Annotated in this window: 19 protein-coding genes; 12 read left to right on the top strand and 7 right to left on the bottom strand. The window is 71.3% G+C overall.

Annotation, left to right across the window (positions count from 1 at the left end; translation table 11 throughout):
- Nucleotides 1-49: 49 nt before the first annotated feature.
- Nucleotides 50-472 carry a DUF4307 domain-containing protein gene (locus QSK31_RS18675; RefSeq protein WP_285685396.1) on the bottom strand — a complete coding sequence of 141 codons (423 nt, stop codon included), beginning with the start codon at nucleotides 470-472 and terminating at the stop codon, nucleotides 50-52.
- Nucleotides 473-580: 108 nt separating this feature from the next.
- On the opposite strand from QSK31_RS18675, the gene mca reads away from it, so the two are divergent.
- From mca to QSK31_RS18635, 8 genes are all read left to right on the top strand, one after another.
- A complete protein-coding gene (gene mca / locus QSK31_RS18670) occupies nucleotides 581-1,465 on the top strand; it encodes a mycothiol conjugate amidase Mca (protein ID WP_285685395.1) in 885 nt (294 codons plus the stop codon).
- A 17-nt stretch (nucleotides 1,466-1,482) separates the two neighbouring features.
- Nucleotides 1,483-1,836, top strand: coding sequence for a hypothetical protein (locus tag QSK31_RS18665; RefSeq protein ID WP_502872978.1), 354 nt, complete (start codon nucleotides 1,483-1,485; stop codon nucleotides 1,834-1,836).
- A 284-nt stretch (nucleotides 1,837-2,120) separates the two neighbouring features.
- The gene (locus tag QSK31_RS18660; protein WP_285685394.1) at nucleotides 2,121-4,655 is read left to right on the top strand and encodes a putative bifunctional diguanylate cyclase/phosphodiesterase; all 2,535 of its coding nucleotides are present in this window, start codon (nucleotides 2,121-2,123) and stop codon (nucleotides 4,653-4,655) included.
- Nucleotides 4,656-4,753: 98 nt separating this feature from the next.
- A complete protein-coding gene (locus QSK31_RS18655) occupies nucleotides 4,754-5,083 on the top strand; it encodes a hypothetical protein (RefSeq protein ID WP_285685393.1) in 330 nt (109 codons plus the stop codon).
- Between the two features lie 217 nt (nucleotides 5,084-5,300).
- A complete protein-coding gene (locus QSK31_RS18650) occupies nucleotides 5,301-6,710 on the top strand; it encodes a CYTH and CHAD domain-containing protein (protein ID WP_285685392.1) in 1,410 nt (469 codons plus the stop codon).
- A gap of 133 nt (nucleotides 6,711-6,843) precedes the next feature.
- On the top strand, nucleotides 6,844-7,803 hold the full coding sequence (ppk2, locus tag QSK31_RS18645; RefSeq protein ID WP_285685391.1) for a polyphosphate kinase 2: 960 nt from the start codon (nucleotides 6,844-6,846) through the stop codon (nucleotides 7,801-7,803).
- A gap of 305 nt (nucleotides 7,804-8,108) precedes the next feature.
- The gene (locus QSK31_RS18640; protein WP_285685390.1) at nucleotides 8,109-9,047 is read left to right on the top strand and encodes a ribonuclease Z; all 939 of its coding nucleotides are present in this window, start codon (nucleotides 8,109-8,111) and stop codon (nucleotides 9,045-9,047) included.
- Complete coding sequence (locus QSK31_RS18635; RefSeq protein WP_285685389.1) at nucleotides 9,010-9,519, top strand: GNAT family N-acetyltransferase; 510 nt, start codon at nucleotides 9,010-9,012, stop codon at nucleotides 9,517-9,519. Before QSK31_RS18640 ends, QSK31_RS18635 begins: the two co-directional genes overlap by 38 nt.
- 401 nt (nucleotides 9,520-9,920) lie before the next feature.
- Here the strand turns inward: QSK31_RS18635 and QSK31_RS18630 are convergent, their stop codons facing one another.
- On the bottom strand, nucleotides 9,921-10,253 hold the full coding sequence (locus QSK31_RS18630) for a hypothetical protein (RefSeq protein ID WP_285685388.1): 333 nt from the start codon (nucleotides 10,251-10,253) through the stop codon (nucleotides 9,921-9,923).
- A gap of 181 nt (nucleotides 10,254-10,434) precedes the next feature.
- Here QSK31_RS18630 and QSK31_RS18625 point away from each other — a divergent pair, with 181 nt between their 5' ends.
- Nucleotides 10,435-11,361, top strand: coding sequence for a S1C family serine protease (locus tag QSK31_RS18625; protein WP_285685387.1), 927 nt, complete (start codon nucleotides 10,435-10,437; stop codon nucleotides 11,359-11,361).
- A 44-nt stretch (nucleotides 11,362-11,405) separates the two neighbouring features.
- Here the strand turns inward: QSK31_RS18625 and QSK31_RS18620 are convergent, their stop codons facing one another.
- A complete protein-coding gene (locus QSK31_RS18620) occupies nucleotides 11,406-12,764 on the bottom strand; it encodes a cystathionine beta-synthase (protein WP_285685386.1) in 1,359 nt (452 codons plus the stop codon).
- A 3-nt stretch (nucleotides 12,765-12,767) separates the two neighbouring features.
- Nucleotides 12,768-13,112: a YkvA family protein gene (locus QSK31_RS18615; protein WP_285685385.1), complete on the bottom strand. Its 345-nt coding sequence runs from the start codon at nucleotides 13,110-13,112 to the stop codon at nucleotides 12,768-12,770.
- 69 nt (nucleotides 13,113-13,181) lie between these two features.
- Here QSK31_RS18615 and QSK31_RS18610 point away from each other — a divergent pair, with 69 nt between their 5' ends.
- The 3 genes from QSK31_RS18610 (at nucleotide 13,182) to QSK31_RS18600 (ending at nucleotide 16,519) form a co-directional block, all read left to right on the top strand.
- Nucleotides 13,182-14,315, top strand: a complete 1,134-nt coding sequence (locus QSK31_RS18610; RefSeq protein ID WP_502872977.1) for an SGNH/GDSL hydrolase family protein — start codon at nucleotides 13,182-13,184, stop codon at nucleotides 14,313-14,315.
- A complete protein-coding gene (locus QSK31_RS18605) occupies nucleotides 14,312-15,103 on the top strand; it encodes an SGNH/GDSL hydrolase family protein (protein WP_285685384.1) in 792 nt (263 codons plus the stop codon). Before QSK31_RS18610 ends, QSK31_RS18605 begins: the two co-directional genes overlap by 4 nt.
- 171 nt (nucleotides 15,104-15,274) lie before the next feature.
- Entirely contained in the window at nucleotides 15,275-16,519 is a 1,245-nt protein-coding gene (locus QSK31_RS18600) for an acetyl-CoA C-acetyltransferase (protein WP_285685383.1), read from the top strand.
- Between the two features lie 47 nt (nucleotides 16,520-16,566).
- Here the strand turns inward: QSK31_RS18600 and QSK31_RS18595 are convergent, their stop codons facing one another.
- From QSK31_RS18595 to QSK31_RS18585, 3 genes are all read right to left on the bottom strand, one after another.
- A complete protein-coding gene (locus QSK31_RS18595) occupies nucleotides 16,567-16,872 on the bottom strand; it encodes a hypothetical protein (RefSeq protein WP_285685382.1) in 306 nt (101 codons plus the stop codon).
- Between the two features lie 158 nt (nucleotides 16,873-17,030).
- On the bottom strand, nucleotides 17,031-17,861 hold the full coding sequence (locus tag QSK31_RS18590) for a Bax inhibitor-1/YccA family protein (protein WP_285685381.1): 831 nt from the start codon (nucleotides 17,859-17,861) through the stop codon (nucleotides 17,031-17,033).
- A gap of 155 nt (nucleotides 17,862-18,016) precedes the next feature.
- The gene (locus QSK31_RS18585) at nucleotides 18,017-22,747 is read right to left on the bottom strand and encodes a ricin-type beta-trefoil lectin domain protein (RefSeq protein WP_285685380.1); all 4,731 of its coding nucleotides are present in this window, start codon (nucleotides 22,745-22,747) and stop codon (nucleotides 18,017-18,019) included.
- Nucleotides 22,748-22,763 lie beyond the last annotated feature (16 nt).

The following is a 22,763-nucleotide window of genomic DNA, read 5'->3' as shown; positions in this document are numbered from 1 at the left end:
ACGGAATGTAGCGAATCCCCAACTCTACCAGCGTCATGCGCACCGAGCCTCAGCTCGAAGCGCGGCACCGGACCACGTCGCCGTGGGAGGCGCGAGCGCTGGTGGGTACGTCCTCACGGGCCCTGATGGAGCCTGCCGAGCCTGGGTTCGCGACCCGCACCTCACGCCGCCCGACCTCGGCGCCGTCGTACGACCGGGCACGCAGGACGCACGTCGCCGCACCGGCAGCCGGGACGCGCACGTCGAACTCGATCGTCAGCCTGGTGTCCGAATCGTTCGACCAACCGACGATCTTCGACTCGTAGGCGGTCTGCCCCCACTGGTCGTAGAGACGGACGGTGAGCAGCACGGACGCCACCAGGATGAGGACACCGAAGACGATCGGCACGATGCGCCGGCGCATGCCGGGGGCCCGCCGGTGACCGTAGCGGCCGGGCGGGAAGACCGGTGCTGTGGCGCGCGTCTCGTTCACCTTGGGCGCCTCTCGTGCGTTTTCTGTCGTAGCGATCGGCCAGAATGGCAGTGTTCATTCTTCCAGGGCGCCGGTTCTTCTCCGACGCCCGGCCTGAGGGGTCTTTCGGTGACGGAGCAGTTGCGGTTGATGGCGGTGCACGCGCACCCGGACGACGAGTCGAGCAAGGGCGCGGCGACCATGGCGCGTTACGTGGCCGAGGGCGTCGACGTGCACGTGGCGACGTGCACCGGTGGTGAGCGCGGCAGTGTGCTCAACCCGAAGATGGACCGGCCCGAGGTGCTGGCCGACATCACCAACATCCGGCGCGCCGAGATGGACAGGGCCCGCGAGATCCTGCGCATCAAGCAGGACTGGCTCGGCTTCGTCGACTCCGGCCTGCCCGAGGGCGACCCGCTGCCGCCGCTGCCCGAGGGCTGCTTCGGCCTGCAGGAGCCCAAGGAGGCGGCGCTGCGGCTGGTGAAGTTCATCCGCGAGTTCCGGCCGCACGTGATGACGACGTACGACGAGAACGGCGGCTACCCGCACCCCGACCACATCATGTGCCACAAGATTTCGGTGGTGGCCTTCGACGTGGCCGGCGATCCCGAGGCGCATCCCGAGCTCGGCGAGCCGTGGCAGCCGCTGAAGCTCTACTACAACTCCGGCTGGACCCGTACGCGCATGCTCGCGCTGCACGAGGGGATGCTGGAGCAGGGCCTCGAGTCGCCGTACGCGGAGATGCTGGAGAGGTGGGCCGACCGCGACGATCGCGGCGACAAGATCACCACCCGGATCGAGTGCGGCGAGTACTTCGGGGTCCGTGACGACGCGCTGCGCGCGCATGCCACCCAGGTCGACCCGGACGGCTTCTGGTTCAAGGTGCCGCTGGATCTCCAGCAGAAGGTGTGGCCGACCGAGGACTTCGAGTTGGCCCGTTCGCTGGTCGACAGCCCGGTGCCGGAGTCGGACCTGTTCGCCGGGATCCGGGGCACGGAGTACGCCTCCCGCTGAGGGGTTACTCTCTGTATGTGGACCTCGTAGCAGTCAACAACTTCGGTGACACCCGTGAGGGCGGCTTGGCCGGCCCGATGGGTCTCTTCATCATCGTGATGATGTCCATAGCGACTGTTCTGCTGATTCGCAACATGAATAAGCGCTTGCGTCGGCTTCCCGACAGTTTCGACAACGTCGATGCATCGAGCAAGGGCGCCGGAAAGGTCGATCCGGAGTCCCTCGCGTCCGGCGAAGAGGCCGCCGAGAACGCCGCGGCCGTCGACGACGATCGATCAGATTCGACTGCCGTCGAGACAGAACCGCAGGTCAGCCGCGTGGAGCCGCATGATCGTCCGGCCGCTTCGGACGGCACCGGCATCAAGGGCTGACCATTCGTGTGGCCGTACACAGTGGCCGGATGACCACCGTGGACGGCCATCACTCTTAGTTACACACCGGAGATCGACGATCACATTCCGCCGACCTCTGTTCTCTGCCCGTCGATTGGCTTAGCCTTCCGCCGGGGGCTTCAATGTCCCTTGGACCCTGTGCGGAAGGGGGCGCTGATGTCGACCACATTCAGCCAGCCGCTTCCTCCACTGCAGATGCACGTGCATCCGCCAGTGCCGATGTTGATCAGCTCTCCGGCGGTGGTGGCTCGGGGGGTCCGATGGTGACTTCCTCTCTCACCACTACGGCTCCGCCGCCCGATCGGTTCGGTCTCGTCGGCAGGCCACGCCAGGTCCTCGCCCTCTACGCGACCGTCCTCTGCGCCGCGCTCGTGCTGATCGCCATCGGGCTGCTCACCCCCGGCGCGGCGCCGGACGGGGCTCCGCTGTCGGTGCTCGGCGGGCTCGGCGTCGCCGCCGCCGTCGTCGCCGGTGGACAACTCGCCCGGCTCCGGTTCCGGCTCGGCCGCGGCACCGTCAGCGTGTCCTGGGGCGAGGCCGCGTTCATCATCGGCTCCGCGCTGGTGCCGCCCGGCTGGCTGCCGCTGGCCACCTTCGTCGGTGCCGCCGGCGCGTGGCTGCTCATCTCCTGGCTCAGCGACCACCGCTCGATCGCCGACATCGTCCACCTCGCCGCCTCGCTCACCGTCGGCGCGGCCGGCGCGGCGGCGGTGTCCACGCTGGTCACCTCCGGCGCCCGCACCGGCGACACCCGGCACCTCGTCGGACTCGTGGCGGGCGCCTGCGCGTACCTGGTCATCACCCTCGGCCTGGCCACGCTGACCCTCGCCCTGCACCGCGACGCCTCGGCCGGCCAGATCCTCAGCCGCGCCCTCAACGCCAAGATCCCGATGCTCGTCGGCAACGTGCTGATCGCGCTGCTCGGGCTCTGGGTGCTGATCCGCGAGCCGCTCTGGCTGCTGGCCTTCCCGCCCGCGCTGTGGCTGCTCCAGCGCACCTACCGGTACCACCTGGTCGCCGAGGAGGAGCGCCGCGTCTGGGCGGCGTTCGCCAAGGCCACCGCCGCCCTGCCCGGCGTCGTCGAGGCCGACGTGGTGCGGGCCGGCCTGCGCGGCGCCATGGACGTGTTCGGCGCCCGGCGGGTCGAGATCGAGTTGCGCCGGCCCGGCGGGACGATGCGGCGCTACTACGAGGACGCTCCCGGGCAGGACGTGGCCGCCTCCGGTCTGCCCGGGCCGGTCATCACCCGGAGCATGAGCGTGGCCGGAACGGCGATCGGGGAGCTCACCGTGTGGCTGTCCGAGCCGACGCTGCCCGTGACCCGCGACGAGCTGGCCGTCTCCGCGTACGGCGACGCCCTGGCCGGCGCCCTGCACGACGCCGCCTCCCACGAACGCCTGGTCGAGCTCGAGGCCCGGGTCGCCCGGGACGACGTCCTCGACCAGCTCACCGGCCTGCTCAACCGGTCGGCGTTGCTCGGCGACGGCGACCGGGCGCTGCGGGCCGTCGCCCGCGAACGGCACGTCGCCCTGATGCTGCTCGACCTGCGCCGTTTCCGCGAGGTCAACGACACCCTCGGGCACCGCTCCGGCGACGAGGTGCTCACGGTCATCGCCGAACGCATCACCGACCTGGCCCGCGCCGGCGAGCTGGTCGCCCGGATCGGCGACGACGAGTACGCGCTGCTGATGCCGGCCGTGCTGGCCCTCACCGACTCGGCGTCCCGGCTGCAGGAGGCGCCCAACCCGCTGCCGCAGGTGGTCCGCCGCGCCCGTGACCTGGCCGACCAGCTGGCCCAGCCGATGGAGGTGGCCGGCGTACGGCTCTCCGTCGAGGCCGCCGTCGGCGTCGTCGTCAGCCGCGCCGGCATGGGCGACATGGCCGAGCTGATCCGCCGCGCCGGCCTCGCCCTGCAGCACGCCAAGGACCTGGGCGTCACCGTCGGCACCTACGACAGCGCCCGCGACCTGGGTTCCACCGACCGCCTCGCACTGCTCGCCGAACTCCGCGACGCCCTGCAGGCGACCGACCAGATCGTGCTCGCCCTGCAGCCCGCGGTCGACCTGGAGACCGGCGCGCCCACCGGCGTCGAGGCGCTGACCCGCTGGAAGCATCCGCGCCGCGGCCAGCTTCCGCCGGGCGAGTTCATCCCGATGATCGAGCGCAGCGAGCTGCTGGGCGAGTTCACCCGGTACATCCTGGACCGTTCCCTGGCGTCCGCGGCCGGCTGGGCGCGGGCCGGCTTCGACCTGCCGGTGTCGGTGAACATCTCGGCGCGCAGCCTGCTCGACCCGACCCTGCCCGCCCAGGTCGCCGAGGTGCTGCGCCGGCACCACATGCCGGCGAGCCAGCTGGTCCTGGAGATCACCGAGTCGGTGGCGGTCAGCGACCAGGAGATCGTCGACGAGGTGCTGGCGGGCCTGCGCGAGACCGGCGTCCAGTTGTCCGTCGACGACTTCGGCACCGGCTACTCGTCCCTGACCTTCCTCACCCGGGTGTGCGTCGACGAGCTCAAGGTCGACCGCTCCTTCGTGGACGGCATGATCGATTCCCCGGCGGCCGAGGCGGCCGTCCGCGGGGCGGTCGAACTGGGCGGCCGGCTGAACGCGCGGGTGGTCGCCGAGGGCGTGGAGACGGCCGAGCAGCGGGTGGCGTTGATCGAGCTGGGCTGCACGGTCGCTCAGGGCTACCACTTCTGCAAGCCGCTCCCGGCCGACAAGATCGTCTATGCGCTGCGCCAGCTCGCCGAGGCGGCACCCGCCAAGATTGTCCCCCTCCGCGCGGACGACGCCTCCTGACCGTTCTGAATTAGCCCTTGTGGGTGGAAAAGATCGACATCCGCCTACCTCGCGGTGACACTGAGTGAGGAGAGATCACACTGACCGGGGGGTGCGTTATGCCCGGGTTTCAGACTGACGAGGAGCGGGTCGCCTGGGCGATCGCTGAGTCGCTGCTGGAGAAGGCTCGAGCGATGATGCGCCAGGCCGAGAGTGCGCTGGAGAACTTCAAGCGCGGCAAGGAGATCAACCGGCAGCTCTGCGCGCGCCGCGGGATCAACGACACCGATGCCGAGATTCGCTGGGCGGGCAGCGCCAAGGCCAAGAACGCGCTGGCCGACAACAGCTTCCACACCGGGCTGGCCACGATGTATTTCGGGGCGGCCAACACCTACTACGCACGGGCGCTGTATCTGAGAAACCGCAGCCGCAGCGATCTGGCGGCCTGAACAAAGCGCCGCCCCGACCGGGGCGGCGGTCGGAGCGGCGCTCGAACAAGGCCTCGGGGCCGCCCGGCACGCACGGGGGACGGCCGGGCGAGCCCCGAGGGGTCTGCACCCAAGGATGCGAGTGATTCCTGTGATTCCGCTGAGCGCCCGCAATTGATCCTCTGAGAAAAGTGGGACGCCCTGTGTTACCGCTCGGTTACCCGGCAACATGGACAAGATGCAGATCAGCACGGAGACCGAGCGCAAGTACGACGTGCCCGCGGATTTCGTGCTGCCGGACCTGCCTGGGGCGGCCGACGGCGCGACGCACGACCTCGACGCGACCTACTTCGACACGACCGACCTACGGCTCGCCCGGCACCAGCGCACGCTGCGGCGGCGCACGGGTGGCGACGACGCCGGCTGGCACCTGAAGACGCCGGGCGACGGCTCCAGCCGGACCGAGCACCGGATGCCGCTCGACGGCGAGGACGTGCCCGATGATCTGCTGACCGAGGTCCGGGCGATCGTCCGGGACACTCCGGTGCGGCCCGTCGCACGACTGCGCACGCACCGCCTGGAGACACCGGTGCGCGACGCCAAGGGCCGCATCCGGGCCCTGATCGCGCAGGACACGGTGACCGCGGAGACCGACGACGGCACGCAGACCTGGCAGGAGGTCGAGGTCGAGCTGACCGAGCGCGGCGACAGCAAGCTGCTCGACGAGATGGAGCGTCTCCTGCTCGCCGCCGGCGCCTCCCCAGCCGAGGGCCCGTCCAAGCTGGCCCGCGCACTGGCCGCACGTCTCGCCGCCACGTCACCACGCAAACGACCCAAGATCAAACCCGTTCTGGCGTACGTACGTGAGCAGCGCGACGCCATCCTGGAGCACGATCCGGGCGTACGCCACGGCGACGCCGAAGCCGTGCACAAGATGCGGGTCGGCACCCGCCGCCTGCGCAGCACCCTGAAAACGTTCAAGCGCTCCTTTCCGCCGGACGCCGTCGAGTTCCTCAAGGCCGAGCTCAAGTGGCTGGCCGGTTCGCTGGGCGAGGTCCGCGACGGCCAGGTTCTGGAACACAAGCTGCTGGCCGCCGTGCGGGACGCCGGCGACGAGTTCGCGCCGGTCGCCGACCAGATCCGCGACCACCTCGAGGCCAAGGTGACGGCGGGCACGGCGCAGCTGGCCGACGACCTGAACGGCGAACGCTACTTCCGGCTGCTGGACGCGATCGACGAGCTCATCGCCGGCTGGGACGGCGGCGAGAGCAAACCCCTTCGCCGGGTACGCAAGGCGCTGGACAAAGCCGACCGGCTGCTGGACGAGGCGACCCTGGCGGGCGCGGACGAACCGTTGCACGAGGCCCGGAAGTCCTACAAGCAGGCCCGGTACGCGGTCGAGGTGTTCGCGCCGGAGGCCGGCAAGCCGGGCAAGCAGCTGGTGAAGCGCCTGACCGACCTCCAGGACGTGCTCGGCACGCATCAGGACTCGGTGGTCGCCCAGGAGATCCTCCGCTCCGTGGGGGATGGCTTCCCGCACGGAGTGCTGTGGGAACGTCAGGCCCAGATCGGCCGGGACACCCTCGGCGAGCTGCCCCTGGCGACGCGCGCCTCGCGCAAGCGCGAACTGCGCTCCTGGCTGGGCTAGGGCGTGTCCTGCCGATCAGCCGCACTCTGGACCCCGCCGCAGCCCCGGTTGATCGGCGGGACACGCCCTCGTTCACCTTGGCGCCATCTCCTGGTCGGCGTGCTGTCGGCCTGATTGGGTACTAACTCAAGCTATGCAGGCGGAGGAGAACGGGACTCGCGTTCAGGACGACACGACCACCGAGCCCTACGACGGGCCGAACGAGGCGCTCGGCGGATACCGGGTCGCGGACGACGACGATGACGACCCGGTGCTCCTCAATGCGGACGGCACGCCGGTCGACACGTGGCGCGAGGAGTACCCGTACGGCGAGAGGATGCCGCGGCAGAACTACGACCACGACAAGCGGCTGCTGCAGATCGAGCTGCTGAAGCTCCAGAACTGGTGCAAGTCCACCGGCGAGCGTCTGGTGATCCTCTTCGAGGGGCGGGACGCGGCCGGCAAGGGCGGCACGATCAAGCGCTTCATGGAGCACCTCAACCCGCGCGGCGCCTCCGTGGTCGCCCTGGAGAAGCCCAGCGAGCGGGAGAGCACGCAGTGGTACTTCCAGCGCTACATCAGCCACCTGCCGTCGGCCGGTGAGATCGTGCTGTTCGACCGGTCCTGGTACAACCGGGCCGGCGTCGAGCGGGTGATGGGTTTCTGCAGCCGCCACGAGTACCTCGAGTTCATGCGGCAGGCCCCGGAGCTGGAGCGGATGCTCGTACGCTCCGGCGTCCACCTGGTCAAGTTCTGGTTCTCGGTGTCCCAGGGCGAGCAGCGCACCCGGTTCGCGATCCGCCAGGTCGACCCGGTACGCCAGTGGAAGCTCTCCCCCATGGACCTGGCCTCGCTGGACAAGTGGGACGACTACACCGAGGCGAAGGAGGCGATGTTCTTCTACACGGACACCGCCGACGCCCCCTGGACCGTGGTCAAGAGCAACGACAAGAAGCGCGCCCGGCTGGAGGCCATGCGCTACGTGCTGAGCCGCTTCGACTACGACAACAAGGACGTCGAGGTGGTCGGCACTCCTGACCCGCAGCTCGTCGGGCCGGCGTCGATGGCGGTGGAGGGCGGCGACATGTCCCCCCGCGCATTCCCGCGACTTTAGTGATTTAAAAATCGTTGTCTCCGAGCCTCTCCGGTGGTTAACGTGGCGGTACACGTGAAGGGAGGTGGTCCGAAGTTGTATAGCAACGGGACTCGTGAGGTGGCTGTCCGCTAGCCGCTGTCCTTGACAGCTTCGTCGGCTGCTCTCCTTGCAGCCAAGTAGTGCGTCGAGACCGTGTGGCAGCGGTGCGGCGAATTTCAGATAGCCACCCGACCCCTGGGGATCCGGCCTAGTCCGACCGGACCACGCTACGGCGTGGAAGTCCCCAGGGGTCGCTTAATGTCCGCTTCCGATCAGGTGGCCTCATGCGTGAGCTCGTTGTGCTCGGCACCGCCAGCCAAGTGCCGACGCGCTACCGCAACCACAACGGCTACGTGCTGCGCTGGGACGACGAGACCATCCTGTTCGACCCCGGCGAGGGCACCCAGCGGCAGATGCTGCACGCCGGCCTGGCGGTCACCCCGCTCACCCGGATCTGCGTGACCCATTTCCACGGCGACCACAGCCTGGGCCTCCCGGGCGTCATCCAGCGGATCTCCCTGGACCGCGTCCCGCACCCGGTGGCCGTGCACTTCCCCGCCGGCGGCCAGGTGTTCTTCGACCGGCTGCGGCACGCCACCAGCTTCTGGGACCAGGCCGACCTCGCGGTCCAGCCGGTCGACGCGGGCTTCGCGGTGGAGACCCGCGCGGGGCGGCTCACCGCGCTGCCGCTGCGGCACGTCATCGACACGTACGGGTACCGCCTGGAGGAACCGGACTCGCGGCGGATGATCCCGGCCCTGCTGGACGCGTACAACATCCGTGGCCCGGCGGTCGGGGAACTGCGGCGCACCGGCAGCCTCGGCCCGGTCCGGCTGGACGACGTGAGCGCGCCGCGGCCCGGTCAGCGGTTCGCGTTCATCATGGACACCGGACTGTGCGACGCCGTCTACGAGCTGGCCGAGGGCGTTGACCTGCTGGTCATCGAGTCGACGTTCCTGGCGGCGGACGCCGAACTGGCCGAGCAGGTCGGCCACCTCACCGCCGGGCAGGCAGGCGCCGTGGCCCGCGAGGCCGGCGTACGCACCCTGGTCCTCACCCACTTCTCGCAGCGCTACACCGACCCGGCGGCCTTCCGCACCGAGGCCGCCGAGCAGTTCGACGGCGAGATCGTGGTGGCCGAGGACCTCATGCGAGTGCCCGTCCCGCCACGGCTAACGTCGACGGATGACGACCGCGCAGCTGCGTCCCGGACAGAATCCTGACCTGCCGCACGTCGGCAACCTGCACTTCCGCTCCCGAGCCGACGCCTACCGCCACCTGCTTCGCCCGGAGACCCTGGAATTCGGCGGCGACGGCGCCCTGGCCGAGTGGTGGACCGAACGCTGGAAGTGGGAACAGCCGACCCACCGCCTGACCGTCGCCACCATCGACGCCGACCTGGTCGGCTTCACGTACGTCGGCCCGAGCCCCGACGACGGCGTCCTCGAGCTCTACGCCATCCACGTCGACCCGGCACACGTCGGCACCGGCGTCGGCAGGCTGCTGATGGAGGAAGCGCTGGACCACCTGGGCCCGCGCGCGGTCCTCTGGGTCCTGCCGGGCAACGAGCGGGCGCGGCGCTTCTACGAGAGCGGCGGCTGGCAGCCCGACGGCACGACCAGAGTGGAAAAGATGGGCGACGAGGAGGTCCAGCACATGCGCTACACGCTGACCCGCCCGGATTTGCCGCGTTAGCGGCGAGGGTGACCACTTACGCACGTGGAGCGAAGCGACCCTCGGCGTGAGCAGCGGTCTGTACCCACCACCCCGCTACGACCCGCAATTCATGATCTTGATCTTGATGTGGAATGGCGGGGACACGTGACCGAGTGAATGCGGGGGAACCTGTGGTCACGCGTCCCCGCCAACCGTGCCCGCCCAAAACCGGGGGTTGCGCCTGGCCGGAGGCGCGGACCGGCGGAGGCGTGCCGGTCCGATTCCGTTATGGGCGGGTCTGGGTGCGGGATGCCGCTGTGCTGGCGGGGCACAACGGTGTCACCGCTGATGGACGCCGTCCCGGGCCGATGGATCGGGCCTTGCCGGGGGACGGTCAAGCTCCCGGGGCGGACGTCCGCAGACTCTGATGTGGAGTTGTGTCAGGCAAACGCGCCGCGGTTGCCGCGAGCCGCCGTTCGAGGTCGCTGATTGGGCCGGCGCCTGCGGCCACGAGGGTCGTCGAGGCCGGGCATGGCGCGGATGCTGTTCAGGTCGTGCCGCAACGTCCAGGCCTCCCGCCACGGGCGACGGGATGCCGCCGACGCACGCTCGGCGAGACGACGCGGTGCGCACGGCCACCGCCATCCGCACCAGACGCAGGTGCCGTCCGGATCGGGCCGCATGTGCCGGCCCAGCATCCGCTGCGCGTCCTGCCACAGCAGAGGATCCACCACATCGGCCGGTGCGAGCTCGGTCCGGTCGGCGTTGACCATTCCTCCCCCTCCGTCGTCCTGCGGTTGCGGCGACTTCCGTCACAACACATACAACCGTCGGGGACACCCCCTCGGTCGGACTTTCTGTGCGATTGTCCCCACGGACTGTGACGGTTCCGTGTTCGCCCTCGGCTTAGGGCCAGGTGAGATGGGGTGCGGCCGGAAGGACGTTTCGGCAGACATGGATACCGACGAGGCGCTCGACGCCTACAGCCGCGTGGTGACCGGAGTCGCCACCAGCCTCCTGCCGTCGGTCGCCGCCCTCTCCGTGCGGACACCGCGCGGCGGGGGCGCCGGATCGGCGGTCACCTTCACCGACGACGGATTTCTGCTCACCAACGCGCACGTGGTCAACGGCAGCACCGGCGGCACCGCCGCGTTCGCCGACGGCACCGAATCCCGCTTCGACGTGATCGGCGCCGACCCCCTCTCTGACCTGGCCGTCGTCCGCGTCCACAACCCCGGCGCACCGGCCGCACCCCTCGGCGACGCCGACAAACTCCGCATCGGACAACTCGTCGTGGCCGTCGGCAACCCGATGGGCCTGGCCGGTTCGGTCACCGCCGGCGTGGTCTCCGGCCTCGGCCGTTCGCTGCCCGCCCGGGACGGCCGCCGGATGCGCGTCATCGACAACGTCATCCAGACCGACGCCGCCCTCAACCCCGGCAATTCCGGTGGGGCACTCGCCGACTCGACCGGCCAGGTGGTCGGCGTCAACACCGCCGTCGCCGGGTACGGGCTGGGCCTGGCCGTCCCCGTCAACGAGCCGACCCGGCACATCATCGGCGAACTGCTCGCCCACGGCCGGGTACGCCGCGCCTGGCTGGGCGTAGCCGGAATGCCTGTCCCCCTGCCACCGCCGACCGCCGACCGCCTCGGCCAGAAGCACGGCCTGCGCGTGGTCGAGGTGGTCCCGGGCAGCCCCGCGGGCACGGCCGGGATCTACCTGGGCGACATCCTGATCACCGCGGGCGGGCGGCCGGTGGAAACGGTGCAGGCGTTGCAGCGCCTCATGCTGGGCCCGGCGATCGGCGTGAACCTCCCGATCACCGTCCTGCGCCGCAACGCCTACGTCGACGTGGTCGCCGTCCCGCAGGAGCTGCCATAGGTCGTGTTTCACAACCCGCGCCTGGCCCGGGTTTGAAACACGGCCTACGAGACGTGGGCGAGCAAGTCCTGCCTGGTGACCACGCCGGCGGGCTTGCCGTCGACGAGGACCATGGCGGCGTCGGCGTGCTCGAGCATGGCCACCGCCTCGGAGACCGGCTGGCCGCCGCCGATCATCGGGAGCGGGTCGCCCATGTGCCGTTCGATCGTGTCGTGCAGGTGGGCCTGGCCGGTGAAGATGGCGTCCAGCAACGCCTTCTCCGCGATCGAGCCGGCCACCTCGCCGGTCACGACCGGTGGCTCCGCCTTGAGGACCGGGAGCTGGCTGATGCCGTACTCCCGCATGTAGTCGATGGCGTCGCGCACCGTCTCGGTCGGGTGGACGTGCACCAGCGGTGGCATCGCCCCGCCCTTGTTGGCCAGCATGTCGGCCACCGTGGGCGAGCCGTCCGAGCTGTGCAGGAAGCCGTAGCGGGCCATCCAGCCGTCGTTGAAGATCTTCGACAGGTAGCCGCGTCCGCCGTCGGGGAGCAGCACGACCACCACGTCGTCGGGGCCGGCGCGGCGGGCCACCTCCAGCGCCGCCACCACCGCCATGCCGCAGGAGCCGCCGACCAGCAGGCCCTCCTCACGGGCCAGGCGGCGGGTCATGTCGAACGAGTCCGAGTCGGACACCTCGACGACCTCGTCGCAGACCTCCCGGTCGTACGTGTCCGGCCAGAAGTCCTCGCCGACGCCCTCGACCAGGTACGGCCGGCCGGTGCCGCCGGAGTAGACCGAACCCTCGGGGTCGGCGCCGACGACGCGTACGGTGCCCTGCTCCTTGAGGTAGCGGCCGACCCCGGAGATCGTGCCGCCGGTGCCGACGCCCGCCACGAAGTGGGTGATCCGGCCGGCGGTCTGCTCCCAGAGCTCCGGCCCGGTCTCCTCGTAGTGCGAGCGCGGGTTGGCCGGGTTGCTGTACTGGTCGGGCTTCCACGCGCCGGGGATCTCCCGGGCCAGCCGGTCGGACACGTTGTAGTAGGACCGCGGGTCCTCGGGCGCCACGGCGGTCGGGCAGACCACCACCTCGGCGCCGTACGCCCGCATCACGTTCTGTTTGTCCTCGCTGACCTTGTCGGGGACGACGAAGACGCAGCGGTAGCCGCGCAGCTGGGCCACGAGGGCCAGGCCGACGCCGGTGTTGCCGCTGGTCGGCTCGACGATGGTGCCGCCCGGGCCGAGGAGGCCGGATTTCTCCGCGTCCTCGACCATCCGCAGCGCGATCCGGTCCTTGACCGAACCACCGGGGTTGAAATATTCCACCTTGGCCAGCACTGTGGCCTCGATGCCCGCGGTCACGCTGCGGAGACGCACGAGGGGCGTATTGCCGATGATCTCGACGACGTTGTCGTAGTAGCGCACACCTCAGACTACGACGACCCGATCACGCTGCCGCTCCCACTCCAGGAAGCGCTCGGTCTCGGACAGCATCGTCCCCGCCAGCCAGGTGATCATCACGGCGTCGTCGGCGAGCCCCACGACCAGCAGGGCGGCCTCCGGGATGAAGTCGAACGGCGACACGACGTACGCGGTCATCGCCGCCATCGCGGCCACCCGCCAGCCGCCGTCGTACTCACCTCTGGCACTCGCCTTGATCATCCGGGGCAGCGCGGCGACCCGCTTGCCCAGGGTGGGACCTCCGCGTGAGCCGCGCATGAGCGCACGCCCGAGAGCGGTGAACGCCGAGGCACGTTTGAGCGTCTTAGCCATGACATCTCCTTTCCCCGATTGCTCAAGGATGACTCTCCGACTCAATGGTCGCTTTAACCGGACAGCGAAATGTCGTCTTGGCGCGTTAGCTTGGAGCTTGTGGAGGGGATCAACTGGGGCCGCGCCGGGCGCGCGGCCGGCGCAGTGGCAGGCGGCGTCGCCGGGGCGACGGGCCTGTTTTTGGCATTGCTCCTGCACCAGGCACGTGACGCCCGGCGGATCATCCCCATGGCCGAGGCGCCTCCGCCGCGTGGCGACGGGCTGTACGGGCCGAAGTTTCCCGGCAAGCCACTGAACATGGTGGTCCTCGGCGACTCGACGGCGGCCGGCTACGGCGTGCACCGCCCGCGTGAGACGCCCGGCGCGCTGCTGGCCACCGGGGTGTCCCGGCGGTTGCGCCGACCGGTCCGCCTGCACCGGCTCGCGGTGGTCGGCGCGATGTCGGCCGGCCTGCCCTACCAGGTGGACGCCGCCTTGGAGTACGCGCCGGAGATCGCCGTCATCCTGATCGGTGGCAACGATGTCACTCATTGGAGCGGTTTCGGCGCGGCGGCCAAACAGGCAGGTGACGCGGTCCGGCGGCTGCGCGCCACCGGCTGCAAGGTGGTCGTCGGCACCTGTCCCGACATCGGGGCGATCCAGCCGATCAAACGCCCGCTGCGCTGGCTGGCCCGGCACTGGAGCCGGCAGCTCGCCGCCATTCAGACGGTGGCCGTGGTCGAGGCCGGCGGCAGCACGGTGTCCATCGGTGACCTGCTCGGGCGCCAGTTCGAGGCCGACCCGCTGCGGATGTTCGGCTCGGACCACTTCCATCCGTCGGCCGAGGGGTACGCCCGGGCGGCCGCCGTGATCATGCCGACGCTGATGGCCATGCTCGGCGAGGACGACCGGGTCACGCCCAGCGGGGCGGACACCGTGCGCAGCCTCGAGGAGGCCGCTCAGGAGGCGGTCCGCGCGGCCGGCACCGAGGTCAGCCCGACCGAGGTCAACGGGCGCGCTCGCGGGCCGGCCGGGCTGTGGGCCGAGCTGCGCCGGCACCCGTGGTTCGGCGAGCCGCGCTCCTGGTTCGGGCACCGGGCAGCGGCTTCGCCCACCACTGCAACCTCGCCGGCCGCTGCCGCGTCATCTTCCGAGGAGGCGGTTCCGAGCGGCCGTTCCTCGGCCACGGCCGTAGGGTGGACACCGGAAGGAGGCGAGACATGACGGGCTGGACTTCTCGAGTCGGCAAGGCCGCGGCGACCACGCTGATCGCCGGCGCGGTGGGCAGCGTCGCGTTGATCGCGGGCGAGGCGATCGCCGCGAAAGGGCGGCGGTACGCCAAACCGACCATGGGTCTCGCCCTGCGCACCTCCATGGGCCCGGTGCACGCGCCCAAGCTGCGCCTCGTCCTGCTGGGCGACTCCGCGGCCATCGGCGTGGGCGTCGAGTGGCTCTCCGAGACGGTCGGCGGGCAGCTCGCCCGGATGCTGGCCGAGGGCACATCCGAGACCGGCGAGCGGCACGTGCTGCTCTCCAGCGTCGGCGTGGCCGGTTCCCGCTCCACCGACCTGGCCACCCAGGTGGCCCGCGCGCTGCTCGGCGACAAGCCCGACGTGGCCGTGGTGCTGATCGGCACGAACGACGCCGCCGGGCTGCGCGTCCCCGAGGAGGCCGCGGAATATCTTGGCGCGGCCGTCCGGCGGCTGCGCGAGGCCGGGGTCGAGGTGGTCGTCGGCACGTGTCCCGACCTGGGCGCGGTCCGTTCGATCGCGCCGCCGCTGCGGCAGATCGCCGGGATTCTCGGCCGGCGCGTGGCGAAAGCCCAGATCAGGGCGGTCACCGAGGCCGGTGGCGTGGTGGTCGAGCTGGGCCGGGAGACCGGGGCGGTGTTCCGCGCGGACGCCGGCACGCTCTGCTACGACGGTTTCCACCCGTCCGCCGACGGCTACCGGGTCTGGGCACACGCCCTCTACCCCGCCGTCGAGGAGGCGGCGATGTCCGCCGCGGTCTGACGGGTTTGGGTTTTGAGCGCAACCGCTCACGCAGGTGGAGCGAAGCGACCCTCGGCGTGAGCGACGGTCCGCACGCACCACCCCGCTACGACCTCAAGCTCTTGATCTTGATTTTTGGTGTGAGAAACCTGCACTACCGTCAGATGTTACTGGCGGGTTAACGTGAGTCTCATGCCGGAAGCTGTCATCGTCGCCACCGCCCGCTCCCCGATCGGCCGCGCGGCCAAGGGCTCGCTCAAGGACCTGCGCGCCGACGACCTCGCCGCCACCATCGTCGACGCCGCCCTGAGCAAGGTGCCGCAGCTCGACCGCACCCTCATCGAGGACCTCTACCTGGGCTGCGGTCTGCCCGGCGGCGAGCAGGGCTTCAACATGGCCCGGGTGGTCGCCGTCAAGCTCGGCCTGGACGGGCTGCCCGGCGCCACCCTCACCCGCTACTGCTCCAGCTCACTGCAGACCACCCGGATGGCGTTCCACGCCATCAAGGCCGGCGAGGGCGACATCTTCGTCTCGGCCGGGGTCGAGACCATTTCCCGGTACGCCCGGGGCAGCTCCGACGGCCTGCCGAGCGAGGCGCAGGCGCTGGTCGGGGGCAGCTGGCACAACCCCGAGTTCGTGGAGGCCGAGGCGCGCACCGCGGCCACCGCCCAGGACGGCGGCGTCTGGTCCGACCCCCGCGAGGACGGCAGAATCCCCGACGTCTACATCGCGATGGGCTACACCGCGGAGAACCTCGCCCAGCTCAAGGGCGTCTCCCGGCAGGAGATGGACGAGTTCGGCGTACGCAGCCAGAACCTGGCCGAGAAGGCGATCGCGGACGGCTTCTGGGAGCGCGAGATCACCCCGGTGACGCTGCCCGACGGCACGGTCGTGTCGACGGACGACGGCCCCCGCCCCGGCGTGACGGTCGAGGGCGTGGCCGGGCTCAAGCCGGTGTTCCGCCCCGACGGCCGGGTCACCGCCGGCAACTGCTGCCCGCTCAACGACGGCGCCGCCGCGGTCGTGATCATGAGCGACACGAAGGCCCGCGAGCTGGGCCTCACCCCGCTGGCCCGGATCATCTCCACCGGCGTGACGGCCCTCTCCCCCGAGATCATGGGCCTCGGCCCGGTCGAGGCGTCGAAGCAGGCCCTGGCCCGCGCCGGCATGACCATCGACGACATCGACCTGGTCGAGATCAACGAGGCCTTCGCCGCGCAGGTGATCCCCTCGTACCAGGACCTGGGCATCCCGCTGGACAAGCTGAACGTGAACGGCGGCGCGATCGCGGTCGGCCACCCGTTCGGCATGACGGGCGCCCGGATCACCGGCACGCTGATCAACTCGCTCGACTGGCACGACAAGTCCATCGGTCTCGAGACGATGTGCGTCGGTGGTGGCCAGGGCATGGCCATGGTCATCGAGCGCCTCAGCTAGGTCGTATTTCAAAACCCGGCCAGGCGCGGGTTTTGAAATACGACCTGTCAGAGCAGGCGGCGGGTGTCCTCGACCGCCTGCTCGGCCCGGGCCAGGGCGTCGGCGGGCGGGTCGGCGGCGAGCAGGTCGTCGGTCATCACACGGAGCTGGTCGGGCAGGACCATGTCGTGCACGCGCGGGACCGGCCGGTGCGGGCGGCTCTCGGCGTCCGCGCCCAGGTCGGCGAGCGTCTGGATCAGGGTGTGCACGGCGTCCGCGCGGGTGCCGTCACCGGCCGGGCGGCGCCAGCGGGACTCCTCCCAGTAGGCGATCTGCTTGAGCAGGCGCTCCACGCCGGCGCTGAAGTCGGTCACCGGCCGAAATCTACCGGCGCGACGCGACCGCCCGGGAACGGGACAGCACCCAGGCCGGTCGGGAGACGGCCCGGAAACGGGACAGCGCCCGGGCCGTGGGGAGACGGCACGGGCGCTGTTGGCGACCGGCGAACCGCCGGCCGTCGCTGGGGTGGTGCTCAGTCGTCGCCCTGGAAGTAGCTGATCAGGCGCAGGACCTCCAGGTAGAGCCAGATCAGGCTGACCAGGATGCCGAAGGACGCCGTCCACGCGTAGCGGGCCGGCAGGCCCAGGCGGACGCCCTCCTCGACCTCGTTGAAGCTGAGGATGAAGCTCAACGACGCGACGACGATGCAGACGAGGCTGAAGCCGATGCCGAGGATGCCGTTGTCGCGCAGGCCCGTGTTCACGCCGAAGAGCGAAAGCACGAAGTTGATCAGCATGACCGCGAACAGGCCGCCCATGACGGCGATCAGGCCGCGGGCGAATTTCGGTGTCGCGCGGATGACCCGGGCACGGTAGAGCACCGCCATCAGGAAGAACACGCCGAACGTGGCGAGCACCGCCTGCAGCACGATGCCGTTGTAGAAGCTCTCGAACGTCTTGCTGACCAGGCCGACGAAGGCGCCCTCGACGACCGCGTAAGCGACGACCAGGCCGGGGTTCGCCACCCGGGAGAACGAAATGATCAGACCGAGCACGAGGCCGACGACGGCCGCGCCGATCCACGCCGCGCCGAGCAGCGCGTCGGGAATGAGGTTCCACGCCGCGGTGGCGGAGACGCCGACGATGCCCAGCAGGATGACCGTCTTGACGACGACGTCGTCGATGGTCATCGGCTGCACGGCGGGCGGCGCCGACGGGTAGCCGCCATCAGCCGACGGGTACGGCTGCCCGTAACCCGGCTGACCGGCGGCCGGTCCGTATGGACCTGCCGGGGAATAGCCGGCGGCCCGCTCCCGCTCGGCCGCCTGGCCGAGGCGCGAGAGCACCGGGTTGCTTGTCTTCACTGTGTCCAGCCTCCCTTTGAGGTTGCACGCACGATGGTGCCGTTCAAGAGTAGGCGCAAACGGTCCGCTCCACCCTCCCCGGTGGCTGTGAGCCCGCTGAGAGGCCCAAAAACGTGAGACCCGGCACTACCTGCGGAAATGGGGAAGTGACTCCACTAAAAGCGGCGAGCAGCCGGGCGGCCCAGCTCGGCGATGTCGGCGGCGGACAGGACGCCCTCGTACAGCCGTACGTCGTCGATCTGGCCGGGGAAGAAGTTGGCCCCACCGCCGTTCCACATCGTCCGGCCTACCGTCGTCGGCCCGGTTGCCTGCGGCAGCTGCGGCGCACCCACCGTCTCGGCCTCGAGCTGCCCGTTGACGTAGATGCGCATCCGCTCCTCGGCCTGGTCGTACACGGCCACCAGATGCACCCACTGGCCGGCCGTCACCCGGGTGGCCGACTGGATGGCCTTGGCCTCGCCGGTGGCCCGGTTCGGCCAGACGATGAACTCCCAGCGGCCCTGGTCCGGGCTTGTCTCGATGGCGAACCCGCTGTGCTGGGCGTCGTCCTGGGCGACCACGCCGAACCACGTGTCCGCGGCGCGGCTCGGGCGCACCCACGCCGCCACTGAGAACGACCGGGTGGTCTGCACGACCGGCGTCCCGGTCGCCGCGGCGTCGTTCGAGCCGTCCAGCGACAGGGCGTTGCCCCGCTGACCCGGGCCCCAACCGGCGCCGCCGGTGAGCGATGCCCGATGCCCCAGGCCGGAGGCGTCCGCCGCCGTCGTGCCGGACGTCTCGTCCATCGGCAGGTGGGCGACCAGCCGGGCGGCCGGGTCGCTGCGCAGGACGCCGGCCGGCGCGCGCACCGGCAGGGCGAACCGCTGGTTCGCGCCGCCGTGACAGGCGTGCAGGTAGAGCTTCGCGCCGTTGTCCGAGGCCGGCGCGTCCACGCAGCGGCCGGTCAGCGGGAAGTAGAGCGAGCCGTCCGGGCGGGGCAGGAACTGCTGGAACGGCAGGCCGTTGCACTCCCACAGCTTGATCCGCTTGTCATCCGGGTCGCCGGTGGCCGGCCCGTTGCCGTCCAGACACTTGCCGCCGACCCGCAGCGTGCCGTCGCCCGGCACGGTCACGTGCTGGTTCCACTCGTTGTGGCAGTCCCACAGCTGGACCGCGGTGCCGTTGGCCCGGCCGTACCCGTCCAGGTCGACGCAGCGCCCGGCGATCCCGGTGACCGGGCCCCACGCGGCCTGCGCCGACGGCAGCGTCCACTTCTGGTTGGCGCCGTCATGGCAGGGATAGACGTGCAGCATCGCGGTGTCGTCGGTCTGCGCGTCCAGGCAGTTGCCCGAAGACGGGTTGAGGAGCCGGCCGTTCGGCTGGGCCACCCACTGCTGAGCGGCCAGGCCGTGACAGGTCCACAGGTGCGCGTCGTGCACGCCGTGGCCGTTGATCGGCCCCAGCGCGTCGACGCACTTGCCCATCACCCGGATGGTGCCGTCGCCCGGCAGGGTCACCGCCTGGTTCTCCTTGCCGGCCTGGCAGGGAAACAGGGTCAGTTTGGTGCCGTCCGCCGGGTTGGCGAACTGCACGTCGAGGCATCGGCCGCCCGCCCCGGTCAGCGCACCGGCACGCGCGGCGGGTCGGTCGGCCCGGACCCGGATGTTGCGGAAGGCGACCGCACCGCCCTGCAGACCGACGTGACCGGAGCTCACCAGGCGACCCTCCGGCACCACCTGGTCGTTCACCACCGCGTCGTTGAGCCGGACGGTCACCCGTTTGCCGGCGACCTGGATCTCGTACGCGTTCCACTCGCCCACCGGACGTTCGGCCAGCGTTGCCGGGCCGGCCACCCCGGTCAGCGCGCCGGTGGCGGTGCCGCCCGCGCCGTCGTGCTTGATCTGCGCCTCGACGCCGCGTACGCCGGGACCGCCCGGATCCGTGCCCGGGTCGGGGAAGCCCAGATAGACCCCGGAATCGGCGGACTCCGCCGTGGTCCGGAAGTCCAGCCGCAGCGTGTAGTCGGACGGCAGGTGCTCGGCGGCGTACCAGCGCACCGATGGAGACCCGGACGGGGTCAGCTCGCACCCGGACTCCGTGGCCGTCCCGGCGCCGGCGGTCAGCCAGCCGCGGCTCGACCGCGACCGGCCGTCGTGGAGCGGCGTGAACCCGGCCTCCGCGTCCAGGGTGCAGGAACCGGTGTCGTCGGCGAGTTCCGGCCCGCCGGTGAAGTACCCGGCCACGGTCGCGGCCACCTGGGCGGAACCCGCGTCGTTGCGGATCCGCAGTCGTCCGGTGCGGCCGAGCCGGGCCACGGTGACGCCGGTCTGGGTGGCACCGGCGGCAATGCCGTCCACCGCGGACCGGCCGGACCAGCCCGACTCGGCGGGACCGGCGGACAGCGACGTCCAGCCGTCCCCCGCGCCGGTCAGGGACACCACCGCGGCGGTGGCACCCCGCGGGATCGCGGCCACGTCGCTGACCTGGACCAGCGCGGTGTCGCTGGTGCCGAGCGGGCGTTGCGGCGCGCCGGTGCCGGTCCGGGTGTCGAGCAGCCGCGCGGGGCGGGGCAGCGCGACGTACCGGGAGCCGTCGCCCGCGGCGTACCAGCCGACCACCTCGACAGCGACCCGCACGGTGCCGCGGTCGTTGCGGATGCGTACCGCGCCGTCGTCGCCGATCGCGCTGACGGTCACCGTGTTACGCACCCGGTAGGACGCCGACTCCAGCGTCGTGTACGCCGCCGGCCGGTCCTGGGCGTACACCGCGATGCTGCTCTCCTCGGTGCCCTCCCGCGCGGTGACGTTGAGCTGCACCGCCGTCGCGATGGCCGGCACCCCGCCGACGCCGCGTACGCCGAGCGCGTGAACCTGCCCGGCGGTCAAGGTGGTGTCCAGAATGGCCGCCGGCTGGTCGGCCGGGGTGTAGAGGCCGGCGGCGGCCGGGTCGAACTGACCGAGCAGATCGACCGACGCGTGCGCGGCGCCGCCGGTGTTCCGCAGCCGGATCGCCCGGTCGGAGCCGAGGGTCACGACAGACGTGATCGACCGCTTCTCGCCCGGCATCAGGTCGACCGCGGCCCCGTCGGCCAGCCCGTCGGCGTCCCGGGCCAGCGCCAAGGTGGTCCGCTGGTCGGACCAGGCGGTCAGCGTGACCGCCACCGCGGTCGTGTCCGAGCGGGCACCGTCGACCGGCAGCGTGAAGACCTCACCGTCGGTGAACTGCCGGTTGTGCCCACCGGTCGCGGTCGACGAGTCGAGCAGCCGCGCCGGCACGGCCGCCGGCCGGAACCCGGCGCCGGTGACCGGCTGCGGCACGAACGGCGCACCGAGCGCCAGCGTGCCGTGGCCCCAGACGTTGTCCGACGCGGACGGGTCGGCGCGGTCCTCCAGGATCGTCTGGAGGACCGCCGCGTCCAGGGCGGTGTTGGCGCCCTTCAGCAGCGCCGCGGTGCCGGCCACGTGCGCCGCCGCGAACGAGGTGCCGGCCGCCGCGGGCGCCGGGCCGTAGGTGAAGGTGCTGGTGGCGTCGAAACCGGTCAGGTCCGGCTTGCGCCGGCCGTCGATCGTCGGGCCCTGCGAGCTGTACGCCTGGATCCGGCCGCTGCCCGGGCGGGTCGCGCCGGTGGCCAGCGCGTACGGCGAGGTGGCCGGCTCGAGCACACTGCCGCCCGGCACCGCGAACTGGATGCTGTCCGCGTCGCCCTGCACGAAGAGGTCCGCCCGGGTGCCGGCGTAGGAGGCGCGGGCCGGGACGAAGATGTAGTACTGCTGAATCGCCCCGGTCGAGTTGGTGATCGTCACCGTCTCGGTCGGCGACAGCGGCGTCTGGCTGTCCGCCTGGGCACGCGTCGACAGGCCGGCGATCAACGGGTCGGTCGGCCCGGCCGGGTATTGCGGCCGGCTCATCACGATCAGGTTCAGGTCCTGCCGGGTGGTCGGCCAGCCGTCCCAGCGCAGGAACACCTGGGCCGAGCCACCCGGCGGCAGCGAGAACCCGTTCGTCTCGGCGGTGCCGCTGAACTCCATGTAACTGTTGGCGTTGGCGTCGGCCGCGGTACCGGACCAGTGCTGCTGCGCGGCGTTGCCGGCGGCGTTCACCCAGAGCACGCCGGCCAGTCGGGCGGCGCGGACCACGTCGGCCGGGGTGCCGGTCGCGCCGGTGCCGTCGCCGCGGCCGGTCGCCGGGAAGCCGACCGCCGACAGGATGATCGAGACGCCTTGCGCGCGGAGCCGGTCCGCCGCCGCGGCGAAGGTCACCGAGTCGGGCGCGCAGGCCAGGTGCAGGATCGCGCCGGGAGCGACGTCGTGCAGCGTCTCGGCGACCGCGGTGCCGTGCGAGCTCTGGCCGCTGCCCGGGCAGTCGGCGCCGTGCAGGGTCAGGGCGCTGCCGGTGGGCAGTTCCCCGGCGTCCTGGGCGTCGGCCAGGTCGGCGAACCCGACGTCGATGACGCCCACCTTCACGCCCGCGCCGGTCTTCCCGTCCCGGATCCAGTTGCCCGCACCGGATGCGGCGACGCCCTCCGAGGTCACCGCGAGCGGGATCGCCCGGTCGGGTTGCCGAACCTCGGTGACCGCCCCGGATCCGGCCAGCTCGACCAGCGCCTTCGGCGAGATCTCCGCGCGTACGGTGGAACCGCGCTCACCGGACACCGTGCCACCGGCCCGGCGCACCGCCGCGCGCACCTTCGCCCGATCGGGTCCGTCCACATAGGCCCACACCTTGCCGCCGGTACCGGCGTGTCGCAGCAGGCCCGGGTCGAGTTTGCGCGGAACGCCCGGCACCGTGTAGGCGGCAGGACTCTCCGGCCCGGGCCGCGGGTCGGCGCCCGCCGGCGACGCGACCAGCGCCACGCCGGTCAGCGCCCCGGTCACCGCGGCGACCACGCCGCGCCAGGTTGTCTTCACAATTCCCTCCCCGTTA

It is taken from the genome of Actinoplanes sp. NBRC 103695 (assembly GCF_030269485.1).
Classification (GTDB): Bacteria; Actinomycetota; Actinomycetes; order Mycobacteriales; family Micromonosporaceae; genus Actinoplanes.
This window is presented reverse-complemented; position numbering and strand designations above follow the sequence as displayed.

Coding starts and splice junctions, on each gene's coding strand:
- QSK31_RS18655 (WP_285685393.1), top strand. CDS start 4,754: ATGCCCGGGTTTCAGACTGACGAGGAGCGGGTCGCCTGGGCGATCGCT.
- QSK31_RS18650 (WP_285685392.1), top strand. CDS start 5,301: ATGCAGATCAGCACGGAGACCGAGCGCAAGTACGACGTGCCCGCGGAT.
- ppk2 (WP_285685391.1), top strand. CDS start 6,844: ATGCAGGCGGAGGAGAACGGGACTCGCGTTCAGGACGACACGACCACC.
- QSK31_RS18640 (WP_285685390.1), top strand. CDS start 8,109: ATGCGTGAGCTCGTTGTGCTCGGCACCGCCAGCCAAGTGCCGACGCGC.
- QSK31_RS18635 (WP_285685389.1), top strand. CDS start 9,010: ATGACGACCGCGCAGCTGCGTCCCGGACAGAATCCTGACCTGCCGCAC.
- QSK31_RS18630 (WP_285685388.1), bottom strand. CDS start 10,253: ATGGTCAACGCCGACCGGACCGAGCTCGCACCGGCCGATGTGGTGGAT.
- QSK31_RS18625 (WP_285685387.1), top strand. CDS start 10,435: ATGGATACCGACGAGGCGCTCGACGCCTACAGCCGCGTGGTGACCGGA.
- QSK31_RS18615 (WP_285685385.1), bottom strand. CDS start 13,112: ATGGCTAAGACGCTCAAACGTGCCTCGGCGTTCACCGCTCTCGGGCGT.
- QSK31_RS18610 (WP_502872977.1), top strand. CDS start 13,182: ATGTCGTCTTGGCGCGTTAGCTTGGAGCTTGTGGAGGGGATCAACTGG.
- QSK31_RS18605 (WP_285685384.1), top strand. CDS start 14,312: ATGACGGGCTGGACTTCTCGAGTCGGCAAGGCCGCGGCGACCACGCTG.
- QSK31_RS18600 (WP_285685383.1), top strand. CDS start 15,275: ATGCCGGAAGCTGTCATCGTCGCCACCGCCCGCTCCCCGATCGGCCGC.